At 71.7% G+C, this 24,239-nt stretch carries 8 protein-coding genes; 6 read left to right on the top strand and 2 right to left on the bottom strand.

From position 1 onward, the window contains the following. Positions 1-57: 57 nt before the first annotated feature. Positions 58-9,354 (bottom strand): non-ribosomal peptide synthetase, encoded by a 9,297-nt coding sequence (locus MTR79_RS16955; RefSeq protein ID WP_244791035.1) that lies wholly within the window; start codon positions 9,352-9,354, stop codon positions 58-60. A gap of 71 nt (positions 9,355-9,425) precedes the next feature. Next, on the bottom strand, positions 9,426-11,411 hold the full coding sequence (locus MTR79_RS16960; protein ID WP_189364871.1) for an AMP-binding protein: 1,986 nt from the start codon (positions 11,409-11,411) through the stop codon (positions 9,426-9,428). A 320-nt stretch (positions 11,412-11,731) separates the two neighbouring features. Between MTR79_RS16960 and MTR79_RS16965 the strand changes: the two genes are divergently transcribed. The 6 genes from MTR79_RS16965 to MTR79_RS16990 all read left to right on the top strand — a co-directional run bounded on the left by MTR79_RS16965 (position 11,732) and on the right by MTR79_RS16990 (position 24,158). Then, complete coding sequence (locus tag MTR79_RS16965; RefSeq protein ID WP_279953147.1) at positions 11,732-12,517, top strand: alpha/beta fold hydrolase; 786 nt, start codon at positions 11,732-11,734, stop codon at positions 12,515-12,517. Further along, positions 12,514-15,621 carry a condensation domain-containing protein gene (locus MTR79_RS16970; RefSeq protein ID WP_244791040.1) on the top strand — a complete coding sequence of 1,036 codons (3,108 nt, stop codon included), beginning with the start codon at positions 12,514-12,516 and terminating at the stop codon, positions 15,619-15,621. Before MTR79_RS16965 ends, MTR79_RS16970 begins: the two co-directional genes overlap by 4 nt. Positions 15,622-15,674: 53 nt before the next feature. Then, on the top strand, positions 15,675-15,875 hold the full coding sequence (locus tag MTR79_RS16975) for an MbtH family protein (RefSeq protein WP_244791042.1): 201 nt from the start codon (positions 15,675-15,677) through the stop codon (positions 15,873-15,875). Between the two features lie 32 nt (positions 15,876-15,907). Next, the gene (locus MTR79_RS16980; RefSeq protein WP_244791044.1) at positions 15,908-20,362 is read left to right on the top strand and encodes a non-ribosomal peptide synthetase; all 4,455 of its coding nucleotides are present in this window, start codon (positions 15,908-15,910) and stop codon (positions 20,360-20,362) included. A 71-nt stretch (positions 20,363-20,433) separates the two neighbouring features. Further along, the gene (gene gntD, locus MTR79_RS16985) at positions 20,434-21,438 is read left to right on the top strand and encodes a guanitoxin biosynthesis L-enduracididine beta-hydroxylase GntD (RefSeq protein WP_189364867.1); all 1,005 of its coding nucleotides are present in this window, start codon (positions 20,434-20,436) and stop codon (positions 21,436-21,438) included. Positions 21,439-21,518: 80 nt separating this feature from the next. Then, positions 21,519-24,158, top strand: coding sequence for an amino acid adenylation domain-containing protein (locus MTR79_RS16990; protein WP_244791046.1), 2,640 nt, complete (start codon positions 21,519-21,521; stop codon positions 24,156-24,158). Positions 24,159-24,239 lie beyond the last annotated feature (81 nt).

The following is a 24,239-nucleotide window of genomic DNA, read 5'->3' on the forward strand; positions in this document are numbered from 1 at the left end:
GCTGTCTCCTGTTCTTGTAGGGGGACGGAGGTGGGAGGAGGGGGAAGGGGGCGGATGTCACCCCGCGGTCGTGCCGCCCTTGACGCGCCGGATGCGCTGAATGCGGGCGGGGCCGGCCGGCCAGTCCGCCGGATCGGGCAACAGGCGGGCCAGGTCGGCGAGTACGGAGTTCTCGAAGACGAGGTGGAGAGGTATCTCGGCGCCGGTGAGTGTCGTCAGGCGGCTGACGACCCGGGTGGCGAGGAGGGAGTGGCCGCCCAGGGCGAAGAAGTCGTCGTCCGCGCCGATCTCGGTGACGCCGAGGAGTTCGCTCCAGACGCGGGCGATCAGTTCCTCGGCCGGCCCGGACGGGGGGCGGAAGGAGGCGCGGTCTGCGCCGGGTTCGGGGTCGGGCAGAGCGGAGCGGTCGATCTTCCCGTTGGGGAGGAGGGGAAACTCCCTCAGGCCGACCAGGGCCGAGGGGACCATGAAGTCGGGGAGCCAGGTGCGTGCGTGGGAGGGCAGGTCGGAGGGGACGTCACCGGCGGCCTCGTGAGCGACCACGTAACCGACCAGCCGCAGTAGCTCCGTCGCGTCCGGGCGGGCGACGACCACCGCCTCGGAGACGTGCGGGTGCCGGCGCAGGACTTCCTCGACCTCGCCGAGTTCGACGCGGTGGCCGCGGATCTTCACCTGCCCGTCGGCGCGGCCCAGATACTCCAGCTGCCCGTCAGGACGCCAGCGCACGAGATCCCCCGTGCGATACATCCTGGATCCGTCCGAGGAGAACGGGTCGGGGAGGTACCGTTCCGCGGTCAGTGCGGGCCGGGCGTGGTAGCCACGGGTGACACCGGCCCCCGACAGGTACAGCTCCCCCACCGCGCCCACAACCACCGGCCGCAGACACTCATCCAGGACGTGAGCCTGTGTGCCGTCGACGGGCCGGCCGATCGGTGTCCGCGCATCACCAGCGACGGTGACCGCATGTGTCGAGTAGGTGGTGTCCTCGCTCGGCCCGTACAGGTTGTTCACCACACCGATCACCGGATGCGCATACAACTCCGCGACCAGATGCGGTGCCAAAGGTTCGCCGGCAAGGTTCACCGTCCGGGCGCGGGGAGGTATCGCACCGGCCGCCAGCAGTTCCCGAGCCACCGACGGCACTGTGTTCACCAGCGTCACGTCCGCGTACCGGCCCGGATGCGCGATCAGATCCAGCGCGTTGTCGGGGACGAGATGGACCGTCCCGCCCACCGACAGCGGGGCGAAGATCTCGAACACCGACAGGTCGAACGACACCGATGTCGCCGCCAGCGTCTGTGCCAACTCCTCGTGCGAGAACGCCCGGCTCGCCCACGACAGCATCGCCACCACCTGGGAGTGCTCGATCACCACCCCCTTCGGACGACCAGTGGATCCCGACGTGTAAATCACATACGCCACATCCGACCCGTCCCCCGCCACGGGCACCCGGTCCGTGCGGCCCCCGTCCGGGAAGTCCTTGACCGACCTCAGGACCAGGGAGACACCTGAGTCCTGGACCATGAAGTCGACGCGCTCGTCCGGATATCCCGGGTCCATCGGCACATAGCCCGCACCGGACTTCAGCACACCCAGCAAGGCGACCACCAGGTCCACCGACCTGGGCAACAACACACCCACCATGTCGCCGGGCCCCACGCCCGCATCACGCAAGCCCCACGCCAACCGGTTCGCCCGCTCCTCCAACTCCCCGAACGACAACACCTCACCCGCACAACACACCGCCACACCCCCACCACCCAGGCGGTCAACCACCCCCTCGACCAGCTCCTCGACTCGACCCGTCGCCCCGCCCGCCAACGGCACACCCGCCGACAGCGCCACCGCCCGCTCGCGCTCCCCCACCGACCGCACATCCACCTCGGCGACAGTCAGGGTGGGACCGTCGGCCAGGGCGTGGACCGCGGTGGCGAGCCGGTCCGCGATGAGCTGTGCGGTGGAGCGCTCGAACAAGTCGGTGTTGAAGAGCAGGTGCCCGGTGACCCGGCCGTCGCGTTCCTCCGCCTGGACGACCAGGTCGTAAGGGGTGGTGCGGAACGGAACGGGAGCCGGGGTCATCTCCAGGCCGGCCAGTTCGTAACGGGGCGGCGTCCCGTTGACGGCCAGCAACACCTGGAACAGCGGGCCGCGGTCGCCGTGGGGGCGTGCTTCGCGGAGCAGTTCCTCGAGGGGGATGCGCGGGTGGGCGCGGACGTCGTCCACGAGTGCCCGGGTCACGTCCAGGGTCTCGGCGAGGGTGGCCTGCGGATCCGGGCGCAGATGGAGCGGCAACGTGTCGACGAGGTAGCCCACGACCTCCGCCGTGTCCGGGTGGTCGCGGCCGGCGACTGGAATGCCGAGGGTCACGTCGTACCGGTCCGTAAGCTTGACGAGGACGACGGCAAGGGCTGTCGCGAGGACGGTGAACGAGGTGGTCGCCGCCTTCCGTGCCGCGCCGGCCAGTGCTTTCTGCGGAAGGTTCAGTGGGACCGCGTCACCTCGGTAGGTCTGCCGAGGGGGACGGGGTCGGTCGGTCGGCAGGCCGGCCGAGGTAGTACCCGCCAGGTGGGACCGCCAGAACTCCGCGTTCTCCGGCGCCGTTTCGCGCTGCCAGGCTGCTGCTTCGGCGTACTGCACGGGCGCGGGCGAGACGGCTTCGCTGCCGGGGGCGTGCAGGAGTGCGCCGTAACTCTGGGCGATCTCACGGAGGATGATGTCTAGGGACCAACCGTCGGCGATGGCGTGATGCAGGCTCATGACGACGACGTGGTGCTCGGGCCCGGCGCTGACGAGCGTGACGTGCCAGAGGGGGCCGGCGGAGAGGTCGAAGTGCCGCCGGGTTTCGGCGTCGATCACCGCTTCCCAGTCGGCGTTGGTGGTTCGGAGCAGCGACACTTCGGGATCGGGTGCCACAACCTGGCGAAGCTCGCCGTCGACCTGGCGCAGCGAGGTACGCAAGCTCTCATGGCGGCGCGCGAGGTGACGGAGGGCGGTGACCAAGGCGTCCTCGTCCAACGGCCCGTGGAGGTGGACGGCGCCTCTGATGTGGTAGGCGATGTTGGCCTCCGGGTCAAGCGCGCACTGGACCCACAGGCGTTCCTGACCGGGCGATGTCGGCAGCACGAGTGTGCCGTCCGGTTCCGGGACGCGGTCGAGCGGGGTGATCGGCGGTGTACGCCCTTGCTCCGTGCCTTCGGGGAGGTGGGCGGCGAGGTCGGTGAGGGTGGGGTGTTCGAAGACGAGGTGGAGCGGTATGTGGGCGCCGAGGGCCTCGCCGAGCCGGTGGGTGAGCCGGGTGGCGAGGAGGGAGTGGCCGCCCAGGGCGAAGAAGTCGTCGTCCGCGCCGATCTCGGTGACGTCGAGGAGTTCGCTCCAGACGCGGGCGATCAGTTCCTCGGCCGGCCCCGACGGACGGCGGGACGCGGTGCGGTCTGCGCCGGGTTCGGGGTCGGGGAGAGCGGAACGGTCGATCTTCCCGTTGGGGAGAAGGGGAAACTCCCTCAGGGCAACCAGAGCCGAGGGGACCATGAAGTCCGGGAGCCAGGCACGTGCGTGAGAGGGCAGGTCGGAGGGGACGTCACCGCCCGCCTCGTCGGCGACCACGTAACCGACCAGCCGCAGTAGCTCCGTCGCGTCCGGGCGGGCGACGACCACCGCCTCGGAGACGTGCGGGTGCCGGCGCAGGACCTCCTCGACCTCGCCGAGCTCGACACGGTGACCGCGGATCTTCACCTGCCCGTCGGCCCGGCCCAGATACTCCAACTGCCCGTCAGGACGCCAGCGCACGAGATCCCCCGTCCGATACATCCTGCCGCCCTCCGCGGAAAACGGGTCGGGAAGGTACCGCTCCGCGGTCAGTGCGGGCCGGGCGTGATAGCCGCGCGTGACACCGGCCCCCGACAGATACAGCTCCCCCACCGCGCCCACAACCACCGGCCGCAGACACCCGTCCAGGACGTGAGCCTGTGTGCCGTCCACGGGCCGGCCGATCGGCGTCCGCGCATCACCAGCGACGGTGACCGCATGCGTGGAGTAGGTGGTGTCCTCACTCGGCCCGTACAGATTGTTCACCACACCGATCACCGGATGCGCATACAACTCCGCCACCAACCCCGGAGCCAACGGCTCACCCGCAAGGTTCACCGTCCGAGCCCGAGGAGGTATCGCACCCGCCGCCAGCAGTTCCCGAGCCACCGACGGCACCGTGTTCACCAGCGTCACGTCCGCATACCGGCCCGGATGCGCGACGAGGTCCAGCGCGTTGTCGGGGACGAGATGGACCGTCCCGCCCACCGACAGCGGGGCGAAGATCTCGAACACCGACAGGTCGAACGACACCGATGTCGCCGCCAGCGTCTGCGACAACTCCCCATCCGCGAACACCCGGCCCGCCCACGACAGCATCGCCACCACCTGGGAGTGCTCGATCACCACCCCCTTCGGACGACCAGTGGATCCCGACGTGTAAATCACATACGCCACATCCGACCCGTCCCCCGCCACGGGCACCCGGTCCGTGCGGCCCCCGTCCGGGAAGTCCTTGACCGACCTCAAGACCAGGGAGACACCTGAGTCCTGGACCATGAAGTCGACACGCTCGTCCGGATATCCCGGGTCCATCGGCACATAACCCGCACCGGACTTCAGCACACCCAGCAAGGCGACCACCAGGTCCACCGACCTGGGCAACAGCACGCCCACCATGTCGCCGGGCCCCACGCCCGCATCACGCAAGCCCCACGCCAGCCGGTTCGCCCGCTCCTCCAACTCCCCGAACGACAACACCTCACCCGCACAACACACCGCCACACCCGCACCACCCAGGCGGTCAACCACCCCCCCGAACAACTCCTCCACCCGACCCGCCACCCCACCCGCCAACGGCACACCCGCCGACACCGCGGCCACCCACTCGCGCTCCCCCACCGACCGCACATCCACCTCGGCCACCACAGCATCCGGGCACTCCATCAATACGGAGACGACGGAGGCGAGGCGCTCGGTGAAGAAGCGGGCGGTGCTGTCCGCGTAGAGATCGGTGTTGTAGGTGAGGTAGCCGCTGATGGCGTCCTCGCCCTGCTCCAGGTGGAGGGAGAGGTCGAACTGGGTTCCGGCCGGCGGGATGTCGAGACGGCTGACGGTCAGACCAGGAAGGTGCAGGTTCCGTGACGGGGTTTCGTTAAGGGCCAGCATCGTCTGGAACAGGGGGCTGCGTGCCTGCCCGTCGGCGGCGAGCGACGTGTGCCGGACGATCTCCTCGAACGGTGTCTCGGCGTGTTCGTGTGCTTCCACGAGGGCTTGGTGGGTGGCGTGCAGTGTCTCCGCGAGCGTGGCCCGCGGGTCGAGCGTCCGGCGCAGGGGCAGGGTGTTGGTGAAGAATCCCAGGATGCCGGCGGTGTCGGGGTGGGTGCGGCCGCTGGTCGGGATGCCGATGGTCACGTCGTCGCTGCCCGACAGGACGCCCAGGACGACAGTGACCGCGGTGGCGACAACGGCGAACGGGGTCGTACCGGTACGGCGTGCGATGCCCCCGATCGCCTCGGCGCTCAGTTCCACCGGGACGGCCGCACCGTTGTGGGTACGCCGTGCTGGACGCGGGTGGTCGGTCGGAACGTCCAGAGGGCGCACTCCCGCGAGCCGCTCACGCCAGTGAGCGAGCCCGCCGTCGTCCTCGGACGTCGGCTCGGCAGCTCGCATCTGCGCGAAGTCGCCGTAGTGGAGGGTGGGAGCCGGGGGCAGGGGGTGGCCTTGGTCGAGGGCGGCGTAGACGGCGGCGATCTCGTCCAGCAGGCGGGTGAGTGTCCAGCCGTCGGCGATGGTGTGGTGCAGGGACAGCAGGAGCAGGTGGACATCGTCGGCGCGGCGGACGATCCGCGCGCGGAAGAGCGGGCCTTCGGCAAGGTCCACCGTGGAGTGACGCCAGTCCGTCAGCAGTTCGGCCTCGTCGCACTCCGGGGACGCGTATGTATCGTCTGCCTCCGTACCGGACCAGACGGGGTGGACGACTTGGACGACCTCGCCGTTCTCCTCGCGCAGGGTGGTCCGCAGCACCTCGTGACGGCGGGCGACCTCTTCGACCGCCCGTGCCAGGGCCGCGGCGTCGAGCCGACCGGTGATCCTGGCACCGCCGTTCAGTGTGTAGGCGAGATTCGCCTGTGGGTCCAGGGCGCACAGCAGCCACAGACGCTTCTGGCCGGACGTGGCAGGGAAGACGACGGTGCCATCAGGGTTCGCGATGCGCGGTGCGACCGGTAGGGGCGGGCGGGCCTTACCCAGTCGGTCCAGGTGGGCGGCGAGGTCGGTGAGGGTGGGGTGTTCGAAGACGAGGTGGAGCGGTATGTGGGCGCCGAGGGCCTCGCCGAGTCGGTGGGTGAGCCGGGTGGCGAGGAGGGAGTGGCCGCCCAGGGCGAAGAAGTCGTCGTCCGCGCCGATCTCAGTGACGCCGAGGAGTTCGCTCCAGACGCGGGCGATCAGTTCCTCGGCCGGCCCCGACGGACGGCGGAAGGAGGCGCGGTCTGCGCCGGGTTCAGGGTCGGGCAGAGCGGAGCGGTCGATCTTCCCGTTGGGGAGGAGAGGCAACTCCCCAAGGCCGACCAGGGCCGAGGGGACCATGAAGTCGGGGAGCCAGGTGCGTGCGTGAGAGGGCAGGTCGGAGGGGACGTCACCGGCGGCCTCGTGAGCGACCACGTAACCGACCAGCCGCAGTAGCTCCGTCGCGTCCGGGCGGGCGACGACCACCGCCTCGGAGACGTGCGGGTGCCGGCGCAGGACTTCCTCGACCTCGCCGAGTTCGACGCGGTGGCCGCGGATCTTCACCTGCCCGTCGGCGCGGCCCAGATACTCCAGCTGCCCGTCAGGACGCCAGCGCACGAGATCCCCCGTGCGATACATCCTGGATCCGTCCGAGGAGAACGGGTCGGGGAGGTACCGTTCCGCGGTCAGTGCGGGCCGGGCGTGGTAGCCACGGGTGACACCGGCCCCCGACAGGTACAGCTCCCCCACCGCGCCCACAACCACCGGCCGCAGACACCCGTCCAGGACGTGAGCCTGTGTGCCGTCGACGGGCCGGCCGATCGGTGTCCGCGCATCACCAGCGACGGTGACCGCATGTGTCGAGTAGGTGGTGTCCTCGCTCGGCCCGTACAGGTTGTTCACCACACCGATCACCGGATGCGCATACAACTCCGCGACCAGATGCGGTGCCAAAGGTTCGCCGGCAAGGTTCACCGTCCGGGCGCGGGGAGGTATCGCACCGGCCGCCAGCAGTTCCCGAGCCACCGACGGCACTGTGTTCACCAGCGTCACGTCCGCGTACCGGCCCGGATGCGCGATCAGATCCAGCGCGTTGTCGGGGACGAGATGGACCGTCCCGCCCACCGACAGCGGGGCGAAGATCTCGAACACCGACAGGTCGAACGACACCGATGTCGCCGCCAGCGTCTGTGCCAACTCCTCGTGCGAGAACGCCCGGCTCGCCCACGACAGCATCGCCACCACCTGGGAGTGCTCGATCACCACCCCCTTCGGACGACCAGTGGATCCCGACGTGTAAATCACATACGCCACATCCGACCCGTCCCCCGCCACGGGCACCCGGTCCGTGCGGCCCCCGTCCGGGAAGTCCTTGACCGACCTCAAGACCAGGGAGACACCTGAGTCCTGGACCATGAAGTCGACGCGCTCGTCCGGATATCCCGGGTCCATCGGCACATAGCCCGCACCGGACTTCAGCACACCCAGCAAGGCGACCACCAGGTCCACCGACCTGGGCAACAACACACCCACCATGTCGCCGGGCCCCACGCCCGCATCACGCAAGCCCCACGCCAACCGGTTCGCCCGCTCCTCCAACTCCCCGAACGACAACACCTCACCCGCACAACACACCGCCACACCCCCACCACCCAGGCGGTCAACCACCCCCCCGAACAACTCCTCCACCCGACCCGCCACCCCACCCGCCAACGGCACACCCGCCGACACCGCGGCCACCCACTCGCGCTCCCCCACCGACCGCACATCCACCTCGGCCACCACAGCATCCGGGCACTCCACGAACGCCGAGAGGGCGGTGAGGAAGCGGTCGGCGAGGAGGGTGGCGGTGTCGGCGGAGTACAGGTCGGTGTCGTAGGCCAGGAAGCCGGTGACGCCGTCGTCGCCCTGCCAGAGGTACAGCTCGACGTCGTTGCGGATGGTGACGGGTGCCATCACCATCGGCCGGACCGGCAGGTCCCCGAGGCGGGCCTCGCCCGGTCGCGGCTGGAGGACGAAGAGGACGTCGAACAGGGAGGCGCCCGGCCGGCCGAGCTGCTCCGCCACCGTCTCGATGGGCACATGGGCGCCGCTGTACGCGTCGAGGCAGGTGTCCCGTACCGCGTGGAGCGCCTCACGGACGGTGCGGGCGCCGGTGGTGTCGGTGCGCAGCGCGAGCATGGTCGCGAGGGGGCCGATGGCTCCCGGCGCGCGGTGGCGTTCACGGGTCGCGACGGGTGACCCGACGGTGATGTCCGAGTGCCCGGCCGTCCGCGCCAGCGTCAGATGGAAGGCGGTGAGCAGCACCATGAAGGGTGTCATCGCGTTGTTGTCGGCCAGCTCCTGGACGCGGCCCATCAGTTCGGCGTCCACGGTGACGTCGACGTGGCCGGAGCGGAAGCGGCGGGTGTTCGGGCGAGGTCGGTCCGTGGGCAGTGAGAGCGGTCGGGCGTCGGCCAGGCGGTCCCGCCAGGCGGCGAGGTTGGCCGGGTCGGGGGTGGCGGGGACCTCGGGCAACGGGGTGGCCGGGCCGAGAGGCCGGCCCGCGTAGAGGGCGTCGAGTTCGGCGAGGAACACGCCCAGGGACCAGCCGTCGGCCACGATGTGATGGGCGAGGAACTGCAGTCGGGTGGTGCCGTCGGCGAGGATCCAGACGGCGACGCGCCAGAGGGGGCCGGTCGCGAGGTTCATGGGCGTGGCGGCTCGGGCGTCCGCCTCGGCGCGCGCCCGGGCGCGGCCGGCGTCGGTGCCGATGCCGGCGAGATCGGTGACGGTGAGATCGGGTACGGCTTCGGCTTCCGGGGTGACGGCGCACAGGGTCCGGTCCCCCTCGGGGAAGGTGGTGCGCAGTACGGCGTGTCGGTGGGCGAGGGTGCGCAGGGCGGTGGCGAGGCGGTCGGTGTCGAGGGTGCCGTCGGTCTCGGCGTCGTAGCGGAGGATGTTGGCGGCGGTGCCCGGGTGGATCTCCTCGAACAGGCGCAGGCCGAGTTGGATGGGGCTGGCCTGGGGGGCGGCGGGTGCGGTGGTGTCCGGTGTGCGGGCACGCCAACGGGCGAGGAGGTCGCGGCCGAGGTCGGCGGATACCTGATGGTTCTCTGACACAGGTGTCGTCCTCCGTGTGGTCACCGGGCGTGATTCTCCGCTTGGTTGCCGTGTGGGGGGGGCCGGCGGGGTCATTCGCGGGACATCAGCGTCCTGACGCGTTCCAGTGCGTCGGCGTAGGGCATGTCGTGGTCGGCCCAGCGGCGGGCGAGGCGGGTGGTGAGTTCTCGGGGGGTCTGGGCGCGGAGTACGTCCTCGACCCGTACCTCGAGCGTGAGGGCGTCCTCGGCCACGGCGGCGATCTCGGCGGCCCGCAGGGAGTCCCCGCCCATGGCGGCGAGCGTCTCGTCGGGTCCGCAGGAGGGGACCTGGCAGACGGCGGCGAAGAGGGAGGAGAGGAAGAGGGTGAGGAGTTCCGTGTCCTCGGCGGTGGCGGTGACCGGTGTGGCGGTGACAGCGGTTCCGCCGAGGCTGCCCTCCAGGTGGCGGGTGCGGGCCAGGGAGTGCTGGACCTTCCCGCTGGTGGTGCGGGGGATGGTGCGGGGCGGGCAGAGGACCACGGTGTGGACGCGGACGCCGGTGGCGGTGAGGACGCGGGTGCGGATGTCGGCGGCGAGGGCCGCCGTGTCGTGGTTCCGGCCGGCGACCTCGACGGCGATGACGACCTCGTCGTCCGATCCGGCGAAGGCGGCGGCGGTGGGCCGTACGGCGGGGTTGTCCTCGGTCGCGGCGGTACACAGGTCGTGGGCGTGGTGGTTGACGCCGTTCTGGATGAGGACGTCCTTGCGGCGGCCGGTGACGGTGAGGTGCCCGTCGCGCAGTCGGCCGAGGTCGCCGGTGCGCAGACGGCGGGTGCCGTCGAGGACGCCGAAGAGTTCGCCGGCGGTGGTGCCCGTGCTGTTCCAGTAGCCGTCGCTGATACTGGGGCCGCTGATCCAGATCTCGCCCTCTGCGCCTTCGGGGACGGGTGTGCCGGTGTCGGGGTCGACGAGGACGAGGGTGTGTCCGTCGATGACGGGGCCGCAGTCGACGCGGCCGTCCTCGTCCACGCCGTCGTCGGGTCCGGTCCAGTGGTGTCCGGTGACGATGAGGGTGGCCTCGGCCAGGCCGTAGCAGGGCAGGAACGCCTCGGGGCGGAAGCCGTGGGGGGCGAAGCGGTCGGCGAACCGCCGGAGGGTCGCGGGGCGGATCGGTTCGGCGCCGTTGAAGGCGAGGCGCCAGGTGCTCAGGTCGAGTCCGGTGAGGTCGGCCGAGGCGGCGCGCCGGTCGCACAGGTCGTAGGCGAAATTCGGTCCACCGGTGTGGGTGATGCCGAGTTCGCTGATCTGTCGCAGCCAGGCGAGCGGATTCTTGAGGAAATGCACGGGGGACATCAATCGAACCGGAAATGCCCCGTGGACGGGTGTGAGGATGAATCCGATGAGCCCCATGTCGTGATAGGGCGGAAGCCAGGAGACCACGCGGGCGGTTTCGTCCAGTTTGAATACGTCGGTAATCGCTCTGATGTTGGCGAGGAGATTCCGGTGTTCCAGGACGACGCCCTTGGGCTGTCCCGTGCTGCCCGAGGTGTACTGGATGAGAGCGGGGTCCTCGGGTGCGGCGGCGGTGCGGAGCAGGCCGGCCAGGACGTCCGCGTCGGGGTTCCCGTCCGCGGTCGCGTCGTCGTCGTTGTCGGTGTCCGCGTCGTCGAGGGTGAGGACGCGCGGCATGGATTCGGGGCTCATGCCGGCGGTGAACAGTCCGAGCACGTCCGGGTCGGCCAGCAGGGTGCCGGCCCGGGAGTCCTCGAGCATCCGGGTGAAACGGGCCGCGATGCGGTCGGTGGAGCCGAAGATCGGCGGATAGGCGGGAACGGCGGGGACCCCGGCGAGGAAGCAGGCCCAGACGGCGACGACGAAGTCCAGGCCAGGCGGGTAGAGCAGCAGGGCGGGTCCCTTGTTCCCGGAGTCGGCGCGCAGCCGCGGCGCCACCTTGGTGGCTCGGGCCAGGAGTTCGCGGTAGGTGAGGCTGTCCACTCGCCCGTCGTCGTGCAGGTACTCGTAGGCCGTCTGGTCGCCGCGGGTGGCGGCGTGCGTGACGAGGGTGTGCACCAGTGTGGGACGAGCTGGGCTCGGCATCGGCTGACTCCATTCCCTCGGCCGCGGGCGGCCCGGTGTCGGATCGGCGGATCGCGCATCGGAGGGTGCGGGGCTCGGTGACAGGTCGGTATGACGGCGGCACACTCCGGCGCCGAGGCAATTAAAAGTGCGCGGTCTCTCACTCGGCTCTCACTTCCTTATCGCTCACCTCTCAGTCGGTCATGTGGTCGTTGAGTCTCCTCCGAGGGAACTGGTACGAATAAGGTCGGCGGTTATTGATTTCCGTTCCGTGACCCGGTGGGAGATGCCGGCCCGGTAGCGGTCCACCGCATTCTCGCGTTCTGCGTTCGCCATCTCTCATGGAGGTAGAGGTGCGCCCGACCCGACCGAGTTCCCGCTGGTTCCGATCTTTCGGCGACGTCACCGATCCGGTCAGCGAAGTGGTGTGCTTTCCGCATGCCGGGGGCAGCGCGGCGATGTTCCGGAGCTGGCAGCGGTACACGTCGGCGTTGCAGATCACGGCGGTGCAGTTGCCGGGCCGTGAGGTACGCCTCGGGGAGCGGCCGTTCCTGGAGATGACCGCGCTCGTGGACGCGCTGGCGCCGGCGCTCGCACCGCTGACCGGGCGGCCGTACGCGTTCTACGGGCACAGCATGGGCGCGCTGGTCGCCTTCGAGGTGCTGCGGCGGTTCCGGGAGCTGGAACTGCCCTTGCCGGCGGCGCTGTTCGTGTCCGGCCGGGATGCCCCGCAGTACGCGGACCAGGAGCGGGTCCACCATCTGCCGGACGCGGAGCTGCTGGCGCGGCTGCGGGCCTGGGAGGGGATGGAGCCGCAGGACCTCTCCACGTACGACGAGCTCGTCACGCTGATGCTGCCCACCATCCGCGCCGATCTGACCCTGGCGGAGACCTATCAGCACGTGCCGGGGCCGCCGGTGCCGGTGCCGGTGCGGGTGCTGCGCGGCAGACGGGACCCGCTGGTGCGGGACGGGGACGCGGGCTGGGCCCGGCAGACCTCGGCGGACTGTTCCGTGCACGAGTTCGACGGAGGTCACTACTTCGTCCAGGACCACGAGAGGAGCGTCGTCGCCCATATCGGGGCGGCGCTCGGCGTATCGGCCGCAAGGGAGGCGGGAACCCAGTGAGCAGTTCCTCGTACGCCGGTGGTGTCGGCAGCGGCGAGTCGCGTGACTACGGCGACTACTTCGTGCTCCCGGCCGCGCCGGCGCAGCGCAGTCTGTGGTTCGTCTGCCAGCTGAACCCGTCGAGCAACGCCGCGTACAACGTGGTGAGCGCGGTACGGCTGACGGGTGAGCTGAACGTCGTGCTGCTCCAGCAGGCAGTGAACGCGGTGGTGGCGCGGCACGAGAGCCTGCGCACCGGGGTCGGTCTGGTCGACGGCGATCCGCACCAGTTGGTGCTGCCGGAGGCGCTGGTGTCGCTGCCGGTGATCGACTGCGCGGACCTGTCGTCCGGTGCGGTCGAGGACCGGGTGCAGTCGCTGGCCCGGGAACAGGCGTCGGCGCCGTTCACGCTGGACGCGCCGCCGCTGCTGCGGCTGGTCCTGGTGCGCGAGGCCGCGGACCGGCACACGCTGATCGTGACGATCCACCATCTGGTGTGCGACAGCTGGTCGATGGACGTGTTCTACGCGGACCTCGCCGACGCCTACCGCGGATTGCGCGAGCGCGGCGAGGCGGGCCTCGGTGAGCCTGCGGTGCAGTACGCCGACTATGTCGGCTGGCTGGACGAGCAGTTGGCCGGGGAACGGATGGACGAGCTGATCGCCTACTGGCGGCGGACGCTGTCCGGTACGGAGCCGTTGCAGCTGCCGGTGGACCGTCCCCGTGAGCAAGGGCGCGGCGGGGACGGCGGCCGGGTGGAGGAGCGCCTGGACGGGGTGACGACGGCTGCGCTGGAGGAGCTGGCCAAGCAGTCCGGCGGCACGCTGTTCATGGTGGTGCTCACCGGTTTCATGGTGACGCTGGCCCGGGTGACGGGCCAGGAGGACGTCGTGGTGGGCACGCCGGTGGCGGGGCGGCACCATCCGGACGCGGAGGGGCTGGTCGGGTTCTTCGCGAACACCCTGGTGCTGCGCGCCAGGCTGCCGCTGTCCAGCATGTTCGGGACGGCGGCCACCCTGGTGCGGGACGCCTGTGTCGGCGCCTTCTCGCACGACCGGATGCCGTTCGACCGGCTGGTGCAGGAGATGCGGCAGACCCGTGCCCTCGAGCGCAACCCGCTGTTCGACGTGATGTTCTCCATGCCGAACACCCCCCCGGCGGAGGTGGGGTTGCCCGGTCTGACGATGGCGCCGGTGGAGCTGGAGCGTACGGCTGCCAAGTTCGACCTGTGGCTGACGGTGCTGCCGGACGGGGACGGGCTGCGGCTGCAACTGGACTACGACCGGGGCCTGTACGACGAGGCCACGGCGGCCCGGATCGTGGAGCTGCACCGGCTGGTGCTGACGGACGCGTTGCGGGACCCGGCGGCTCCGACAGGGGCACTGCCGCTGGCCGCCGACGCGGTCCCGGCGCCGGCCGCGGACGAACCGGACCCGGCCGCATTCGCGGCGGGGACGACTGTGGCGGAGATGCTCGCGGAGCGTCCCGCGGACAGCGTGGTGCTGTCGTCGGCGGACGCCGTGCTGACGCTGGGCGAGCTGCGTGAGTGGGCCTCGGATCTGGCCGGCCGGCTGCGCGCCGAGGGCATCGCCGGGCCGGACGTGCGGGTGACCACTCCCCCGGTGCCGTCGGCGGCGCTGGTCGCCGTGCTGCTCGCGGTGTTCGAGGTCGGTGCGGTGCCCGCGTACGGGCAGCGGCACGACCGGGCGGGCGCCTTCGTGCGGCGGGCCGAGGAGGAGGACGGCGGCTGGCTGATCACCACCGGTCCCCGGTTCGACCCGGCGGAGGACACCGGGCCGTCAGGGCCGGACGCGCCGGCCTGGTCGGCGCAGGACACGGACCAGGAGGGCGCCGCGGCGGCGCTGTCGCACGGGGCCCTGGCCGCCGCGGTGGCGGCCGTCGCGGACCGGCTGTCGGTGACCCCGGAGGACGACGTGGTGCTGCTGGACGGCGGGTCCCCACCGTCACCGGTGGATCTGCTGATGCCCTTGACGCATGCCCGCAGCCTGCTGCTGTCAGGGGTGCAGCTGGCTCCTCCGGGGCCGCCCGGCGCGTTCGTCCTGGCCGATCCGCCGACCTGGCGGAGGGTGCTCACCGAGGGCTGGGAGCCCCCGCCGGGGGCACGGCTGGTGTGTGTCGGTGAGGTGCTGGCGCCCGATCTGGTGGACATGCTCGCACGGACCGGCCGCACGGTGTTCCTGGGCCGTCCCGGTCCCGGGGCGACGGCGCCCCCGGTCGCCCTCGCCCCGCTGGACGAGGGACGGGGACGCCGTCTCGGACCGGCGCCCGCCGGTGTGGTCCGCAGTGTGCTGGACGCGCGGGGCAGGCCCGTGGCCGCCGGTCTGGTCGGCGAGCTGTTCGTCACGGACGGGACGGGTGCCGCCGTGCCGGCGGGGCTGCGGTGCCGCCGGGCCGGGAACGGGTCGCTGGAGGTGGTCGGGCCCGGTGAGGGCCGGCTGTTCGCCGGGGACCGCTCCGTCCCGGCGGCGAGCGTCGAGAGGGTGCTCAACGGGTTCCCCGGGGTGGCGGCCTCGGCCGTGACCACGGATGCAGGACAGAGCCGTCTGGTCGCCTGGCTGGTGCCGGACGGCACCGTCCCGGCCGGTACCGAGGCGGAACGTGAGGCGTTCACCGCCGCCGTCCGGGGCCGGGCCCGGTCCGCGCTGCCCGGCTACCGGGTCCCTGCCGTGTTCGGGGTCCTGGACGAACTTCCCCCGGGCCCCGGCGGCGAGATCGACCGGGGCGCCCTGCCGGAGCCCCCTGCGCAGGCGCCGCGTGAGCCGGTGGCGCAGGTGCCGCCCCGCAACGGGGTGGAGCGCCGGGTGCTGTCCCTCTTCCAGGAGGTGCTCGGGCTGTCGGTGACCGGCATGCATGCCGACTTCTTCGGGCTCGGCGGGCACTCCCTGCTCGCAGCCAAGATGCTGAGCCGCGTCCGGGCCGAGTTCGGTCTGCAGGTGCCGGTGCGCGACTTCTTCCGTCTGCCGACCCCGGCCGGGCTCGCCGCGGCCATCGAGGAACTGGAGCGCGCCCGCGACCGCAGACCGACCGCCGACGAGGCGCTGCTCGCCCAGCTCGCCGGGATGTCCGACGACGAGATCGACCAGCTCCTTCGCCATCTGAACTGACCGGCGCATCCGGACATCCGGACCGGTCATCCGACCCACCACGAGGAGGCCCCATGGGTATCGACGACGCCGACACCGTCTTCCAGGTCGTCATCAACGAACAGGACCAGTACTCGATCTGGTTCGCCGACCGGGCGGTGCCCGCGGGCTGGGCCGTCGCAGGCCCGGCCGGCACCAAGCAGGAATGCCTCAAGCACATCGAGCGGGTGTGGACCGACATGCGTCCGCGTTCGGTCCGCGAACGCTCCGCCTGATCGCATCCGACACTAGGACGGGAGTCCACCGAATGAGCGGGCAGCACGAGATCAGTTCCCTGACGTCCGAGGAGAAGCGCGCGCTCCTGGCGGGCCTCCTGGACGCCTCGGCGAACGTCACAAGCAACCTGACACTCGAGCAGCGCCGGTTGTGGCTGCTGATCCAGCTGGACGAGAAGCGGCCCTGGCAGACCAGCGTCGCGGTGCGGCTGACCGGAAGGACCGACGCGGCCGTGCTCCAGCAGGCGCTGTCGACGGCCGTGCAGCGCCACGAGGTGCTGCGTACCACCTTCCGCACGGTGGACGGCCACCCGCTGGCCACCGTCAGGCCGGTGGCGTCGCTGCGGCTGCCGGTGGTCCAGGTGGACCCGGACCGGCTCGACGCCGAGCTGGCACGCATAGCGGCCTCCGAGACCCGCCGCCGGTTCGATCTGGCCCAGGGCCCGCTGGTGCGGGCGAGTCTGCTGCGGCTCGGGGAGGAGGACCACGTCCTCCTGCTGACGGTCCACCAGCTCGTGGCCGACCGGCGCTCCGTGCGGCTGTTCACCGACGAGGTGCTCACCGGGTACGCGCATCTGCTCGGCGGAAGCGGGGAGGAGGCCGCCGGGCCTGCCGCCGAGCCCCAGGCGCTGGCCGCCGCCCAGCGTGCCTGGCTGACCGGCGACGACGCCGAGAAGGACATCGAGTACTGGCGTGACCGTACGGCCGGCCTCAATGCCCTCGAGCTGCCCACCGACCGGCCCCGGCCGCCGGTGAAGACCATCGACGCCGACGTGGCGTCGGTGGCGGTGCCGCGGGAACTGCGCGACCGGCTGGAGGCGTTCACGTCCGGTACGGGGCGGCGGCTGTCCCGGCTGCTGCTCGCCGGCTGCACCGCGGTGCTGTCCCGTCATGCCGAGCAGCGCACGTTCGCCGTCGGTGTACCCGTGCCGCCGTCGTGGCAGGAGGGCGCCGAGGGCCTGGTCGGCCCGCTGGAGAACACCCTGCCGGTGCGTTTCGACCTGGACGCCGGCGAGTCCCTGACCACGCTGCTGGGGCGGACCGACTCGGCCCTGGACGAAGCCCTGGAGCACGCCCGGCTGCCGTTCGAGCAGATCGTGGAGGCGGCGCACCCGCCGCGCGACCTCAGCCGTACCCCGCTGTTCCAGGTGCTGTTCGGCTTCGAGGAGGAGTGGAGCAGCCGGGAGCTGCCGGGGGTCACCGCCCACCGGCTCGACCTGCCGGTGACATGGACCCCGCACGACATCGACCTGTACGCGGTGCGCCGCGACGGGGAACTGTCGCTGCGGGCCCACTTCAACACCTCGCTGTTCGACCGGGCGACCGTCGAGCAGTTCCTGGACCGGACGCTGCTGCTCCTGGACTCCGCGGTCGCGGACCCCGACCGCCCGCTCTCCGACCTGTCGCTGCTGTCCGGTCAGGACCGGGAGCGGCTGGAGTCGTGGAACGCCACGGCGACCGGGCGCACGGGGCCCCGGCTGCTGCACGAGCTGGTCGCGGAGGCCGCCGCGTCCCGTCCGGACGCACCGGCGCTCACGTCGAGCACGGCGGAGCTGAGTTACGCCTCCATGGAGGCGCGGGCCGAGGCGCTGGCCGCGCGGCTCGCCGGACTCGGCGCGGGCCCGGAGTCCCTGGTCGGCGTGCTGGCCGACCGGTCGGTGCACACCATGGTCGCGCTGCTCGGTGTGCTGAAGACGGGTGGCGCGTACGTGCCGCTGGACCCCTCGTACCCGGCGGACCGTATCGCGTCGATCGCGGAGGAGGCCGGGATCCGCGTACTCGTCGGCGACCGGGGAGCGTTGGACGCGCTCGGCGGAAAGGCGGCGGGCCTGGAGCGGGTGGCGGTGCCGACCGCGGATCCGGACGGCCCGGTGACACGGCCGGCCGTGGAGATCGAGCCGGACAACCTGGCCTACGTCATCTACACCTCGGGTTCCACCGGCCGCCCGAAGGGCGTGGCGGTGGAACACCGGCAGATCACGCACTCCACACTGGCCCGTTCGATCCTCGAGGAGCCGGGGCTGCCTGAGCGCTACCTGGTGCTGGCCCCGTTCACGTTCGACGCGTCGGGCGGCGGTCTGTACTGGACGCTGATGCGCGGCGGCACGGTCGTCGTGCCCTCCGAGGCGGAGGTGCTGGACCCGAGGCTGCTCGCTGCGCTGATCCGGGACAAGGATGTCACCCATGTCGACGGGGTGCCTTCGCAGTACTCGGTGCTGCTGGATACCGAGCCGGAGCCGTTCCCCTCCGTGCGGACGACGGTGCTGGCCGGTGAGGTGCTGCCGCCCAGCCTGGTCGAGGCGCACCGGCGGCGCTCCCCCGGCGTGGCCCTGTTCAACGAGTACGGCCCCACCGAGGCGACCGTGTGGGCGTCGGTTCACCCGGTGACCGCCGAGGACGCCGAGTCCGGCCGGGTGCCGATCGGCCGCCCGATCCCCAACACCCGGGTGCATCTGCTGGACAAGCGGCTCAACCCGGTGCCGCCCGGTGTTCCCGGCGAGCTGTACATCGGCGGCGGCGGTGTGGTCCGCGGCTACGTCAAGCGGCCGGGGATGACGGGCGGCAGCTTCCTGCCCGACCCGTTCTCCGAGGAGCCCGGTGCCCGGATGTACCGGACGGGGGACCTCGCCCGCTACCGGCAGGACGGCAGCATCGAATTCCTGGGCCGGGCCGACACCCAGGTCAAGATCCGCGGCTTCCGGATCGAGCTGACCGAGATCGAGAACGTCCTGCTGCGTCACCCGTTGGTCGCCGAGACCTCGGTGATCGCCCGGGAGGACCAGCCGGGCGTGCCGCGCCTGGTGGCGTACGTGGTCCCCGTCGTCGGCCGGGTGGTGACCAAGGAGGCCTTGATCAAGCATGTGCTGGCGCAGGTGCCGGACTACATGGTGCCCAGCGCGTTCGTGACGCTGGAGCGGATGCCGCTCACCCCGAACGGCAAGATCGACACCGCCGCGCTGCCCGCCCCGGACCTCGGCATCGAGGACTTCGTGGAGCCGGGGACGCAGCTGGAGGCGGAGATCGCGGAGACGTTCTGCTCGCTGCTGGGCGTCTCCAAGGTCAGCGCGGTGGCCGACTTCTTCGAGCTCGGCGGGAACTCGCTGCTGGTGGCGCGGCTCACCGCCCAGCTCTCCCGGACGCACGACGTGACGCTGCCGGTCGAGCAGATCTTCCGGGTGCCCACGGTCGCCGGCGTCGCCGCGGCCATCGAGGAGGACCGGCGGCAGCGGGACAACGTGGACAGCGAGGTGCTGTACGCCCAGCAACTGGAGGAGCTGCACGCGGAGATCACGCTGCCCGAGGAGATCGCCCCCGGGGACCTGCCGCACTCGGAGTGGTTCGCGCCGCGCCACGCGCTGGTCACGGGCGCGACCGGCTACCTGGGCGCGTTCCTGGTGGTGGAGCTGATCCTGCGCACCGACGCTCTCGTGCACTGCCTGGTCCGGGCGGAGAACGAGGAGGAGGCCTGGGAGCGGATGGAGGCGACGCTCCGCAAGTACCACGCCTGGGACGAGTCCTACCGGTCCCGGATGCGGATGGTGGTCGGTGACCTGGCCAGGCCGCGGCTCGGCCTGGGCGAGGAGGAGTTCGCCGCCGCCGCGGCCGAGCTGGACGTGATCTACCACAGCGGCGCGGTGGTCAACTTCACCTACCCGTACGAGGCCGCCCGGCCGGCCAACGTCGAGGGCACCAAGGAGGTGCTGCGGCTCGCCACGACCACGACGCTCAAGTCGGTCCACTTCGTGTCCAGTGTGGACGTGTTCATGGGCACCGGGGCGGAGCGGCCGTTCACCGAGGAGGACCTGGACAGCCGTCCGATCCGGATCCCCACCGGCTACCCGCGCAGCAAGTGGCTGGCCGAGAGGATCGTCTACCTGGCCCGTGACCGGGGCATCCCGGTGACCGTGCAGCGGCCGTGGATGATCACCGGCCACACCCAGACGGGTGCCTCGCACCACACCGACTACCTGTACGTGTACCTGCGGGGCTTCCTGGACCTCGGGGTGCTGCCCCTCTACAACGATGTCATCAACGCGGTGCCGGTGGACTTCACGGCCCAGGCCATCGTCTACACGTCGCTGCGGGAGGAGAACTTCGGGAAGAACTTCAACATCACGAACCCGGCTCCCACCACGATGACGCAGTGCTACCAGTGGCTGCGGTCGTTCGGTTACGACCTCAACGTCATCGACGAGGAGGAGGCCCGCCAGCGGGCGCTGGGCGTCGACGAGGACCACGTCCTGTTCCCGATGACCCCGCTGCTGCGGGTCGCCTCGATGCGGCACGCCGCGCTCGACCCGGAGCTGCAGAAGCAGATCGACCCGCAGGACGAGTGCCGGGTGCTGACCGAAGCTCTCGAGGGGTCGGGCATCAGCTGTCCGCCGGTGACCGAGGAGTGGGCGCACGCCTGCTTCCGGTTCCTGGTCGACGGCGGCTACCTGCCCGCGCCCGAGGACGTCGTCGTTCCGCAGGGATCCGTCAACTGACCGTCAGGACAAGGAGGGCTCGTGAAGGCACGCGACTGCTCCCGCAGGGACCGACCGGGAGCTGATCACCGATGATCCGTTACGTGGACCTGGACGCGGCCGAGGGAGCCGCGCTGGACGAACTGACCCGCTCGGTTCTGCGGGACCACGGGGCGAGCAGTGCCCCGTCCCTGCTGGACGACCTGTCGCTGGTGGCGCACCGGATGCCCCCGCGCCTGATCCGGGAGCTGCGACGGTTCCGGACCGCCGAGGAGGCGTCCTGCCTGGTCGTGCGTGGCCTTCCGGTGGACGACCGCCGGCTGGGGCCGACTCCCCTGGACTGGCGGGAGCCACCGAGGGAACCGGAGTCGGAGGTGCACGAGGTGTTCCTGACGCTGGCGACGGCGCACCTCGGTGACATCTTCGGCTGGTCGACGCTCCAGAACGGGCGGCTGGTGCACGACGTGCTGCCGGTCCCGTCGCACGAGAACGACCAGAGCGGCCACGGCACGGTGGAGCTGGCCTGGCACACGGAGGACGGTTTCCACCCGTACCGCTGCGACTACCTGCTCCTGCTGGGGCTGCGGAACCACGACGCGGTGCCCACGGGCGTGGCCGGGGTGGACGAGGTGGTGCTGTCCGACGAGCACCGGGAGGTGCTGAGCCAGCCCCGGTTCCTGATCCGGCCGGACACCGAGCACCTCCGGCACGCCCGGACGCTCACCGCGGACCGGGGCAGCCCGCACGCGGTGCAGCTGATGCAGGACGAACCGGAGCCGTGCGCGGTGCTGTTCGGGCACCCGGACCGGCCCTACCTGCGGATCGATCCGGCGTTCATGTCGTCGCTGCCGGGTGATCCGGAGGCGGCGGCGGCGCTGGAGGCGCTCACCGCGGAGCTGCAACGGAACCTGACCGACGTGGTGCTGAGCCCTGGTGACCTCCTGGTGATCGACAACTACCGGGTGGTGCACGGCAGAGCCGCGTTCAAGGCCCGGTTCGACGGCACGGACCGCTGGCTGAAGAAGGCGGTCGTGACCCGGGACCTGCGCAAGTCGCGGGCCCACCGGAAGTCGCCGGCGGAGCGCGTGCTGCTCTGACGGCTTGTGAACACACCGAGGCGACCGGGCGGGACCCGTCCGGTCGCCTCACCACGACAGCACACCTGAAGGGAACGAACATGCCCGCGTCGCCCGTGTCCCGGTCCGTGCGCACGCCTGTCCCGGCGGCCGGCCCGGTGGATGGTCCTCCGGCCGGACAGGCCGACGTGCCCGAGGGCGGCCGCGCCGGTTTCACCGCCGGCTGCTGGGTGGTGGACGGCCCGCTCGATCCGGGGGCGCTCCGGGTCCGGGTCGCGGGCGGCGGCCAGAAGGTTCCGCTCACGGTGCTCGGCCCGGGGAGCGTCGGGACGGACTGTGAGGAGTGGGGCGAGCTGATCCGTGAGGAGACGGCCGCCGCCGAGGCGGAACCGGGGCCGGGCCGCGTGCTGCTGGCCCGGCTCGGTGAGGACCGGTCCCTGCTGGTGGTGGTCACCGAGGACACGCTGCCGCCGGCGGCGGTGATGCGGTGGCTGCTGACGGACGACGCCCCGTTCCCGGCGGTCGGCACGGGGCCTGAAACCCTGTCACGGGCCGCCGCCGGGCCGGCGGACGGGCGGTCCGGGGCCGCCGGGCGCGGGCCGTCGGGTCTGCCGGCCGGCGGTGACCGGGCCTCCGGGTACGCCGGAACGGTGCGGGTCCCGGCCGGGCGGGCCGCCGAGCGGCTGCGCACCGCCGGTGTACCCGTGGAGGCGTCGCTGGCCGTGGCCCTGGCGGTGCTGCTGGTCCGCTGCGGCGGCTCGCCCGGTACGGGGATCGTCGTCGCGTCCGACACACCCGTGGCGGTCGCCCCGCGCGTGGCCGAGAGCGTGTCCGGGACGGTCGCACTGCGCGCGGGCGGGCACGCGCTCGCCTCGGGTGTGCCGGTCCACCCGGGGTTCCACGCGGCGTTCGCGGTGTCGCCCTGCGGAGTGACGGAGCCGGAACGGGTCGGCGCGTACACCGCGTCGGCGGTCCGGCCGCCGGACGCGGTGGCCCACCACGGGCTGCTGGTCCTGCTGGAGGACGACCGGCTGCGGATGGACTACGACACCGGTCTGTACGAGGAAGGCGCCGTGGTCACGTTCGCTGCGCGGCTGCTCGCCGTCCTGGAAGAGCTGCTCGACGACCGGCCGGTGCACGGGATCGTCGCGGCCGGGGCGGCGGAACGGGCCGCGCTCGCCGAGTGGTCGCGCGGTGCCGAGGCGGCTGTTCCCGCCGTCTGCCTGCACACTCTGGTCGAGGAGCACGCCGCGCGGACGCCGGACGCGCCGGCCGTGCTGTGCGGGGAGACCGAACTGACCTACGGACGGCTGGACGAGGACGCCAACCGGGTGGCCCGCCTGCTCCGTGCGGCCGGGGTCGGTGCCGGAGGGCTCGTGGCTCTGCTGACCGAGCGCGCGGCCTGGTCGGTGACGGCGATGCTGGGCACGCTGAAGGCCGGTGCCGCCTACGTACCGATCGAGCCGACGTATCCGCCCGAGCGCGTCCGGCGCATCCTCGACGACTCGGGCGCCGCGGTGCTGCTCGCCGACCGGGAGCCGGAGTACGCGGTGCCGGTGCCGGTGCTCGTGGGCGGGGAGGCGGCCGGGCTGCCCGGCACCCCGCTCGGTGTGCCGGTCACCCCCGACGATCTGGCGTACGTCATCTACACCTCCGGTTCCACCGGGACGCCCAAGGGCATCGGCGTGCACCACCGGGCGATCGTGGCGTCCACGGCGGCCCGTGCGGTGGCGGGCCCGCCGCCCGGCCGGGACCTGGTGCTGCCGCCGCTGTGCTTCGACGGGGCGGCGGGCGGCATGTTCTGGGCGCTGACCTCCGGCGGCGCGGTGGTGCTGCCCACCGAACAGGAGGCGCACGACCCGATGGCGCTGCGGAAGCTGCTGGAGTCGGCGGCCGTCACCCATGTCCACGCCGTGCCCTCGCACTACCGGATCGTGCTCCAGGTCGCGGGCCAGGAGGCGCTCGGCCGGCTTTCGATGGTGGCCGTGGGCGGGGAGCCGCTCAGCCCGGACATCGTCGCCGAGCACCTGCGACTGTGTCCGCAGGCTCCGCTGTTCAACGACTACGGGCCGACCGAGTGCGCGGTATGGGCCACCACGCACCGCTGCGGTCCGGCGGAGGCGGCCGGCGCGGGCATCCCGATCGGGCGTCCGGTGCCCGGGTACCAGGCGTACGTGCTCGACGGCGGGCTGCGGCCGGTCCCGCCCGGGGTGCCGGGCGAGATCTGGCTCGGCGGGCCAGGGGTGGCCCGTGGCTACCACGGCCGTGCGGCGTTGACGGCCGAGCGGTTCCTGCCCGATCCGTACCGGCCCGGTGGGCGGCTGTACCGGACGGGCGACCGCGGGCTGTGGGGGCAGGACGGCCGGCTGCTCATCCTCGGCCGGGTGGACCACCAGGTGAAGGTACGCGGCTTCCGGATCGAGCTGGGTGAGGTCGAGGCGGCGGTCCGCAGACATCCGGCCGTCGGCGAGTGCGCGGTGCTGCTGCGGCGGGACGGCGCGGCTGAACGAATTGTCGCTTTCGTCGTACTGGGATCACATGTGACCGTTCCGGAGTTGCAGCGAAAAATCGCCGAGTCGATACCGGAGCAGATGCGCCCCCACCACATCGCGGTAGTGCCGCGACTTCCGAGAACACCAGGCGGAAAGGTGGACGCACTGGCTCTTCGCACCATGCCACTTCCCAGCCATACGGGCACGGCCGACGACCGAACGGGCATCGCCGATAGCCGTTCTCAATAAACCGTCCCTTTCAAGCCGTCCTCCCTCTCTCACGGCACACCGACACTCTTGCGCCGCCGACAGGAAGACTCGGCCAAAGTG

It is taken from the genome of Streptomyces sp. BJ20 (genome assembly GCF_022869105.1).
Classification (GTDB): Bacteria; Actinomycetota; Actinomycetes; order Streptomycetales; family Streptomycetaceae; genus Streptomyces; species Streptomyces griseoincarnatus.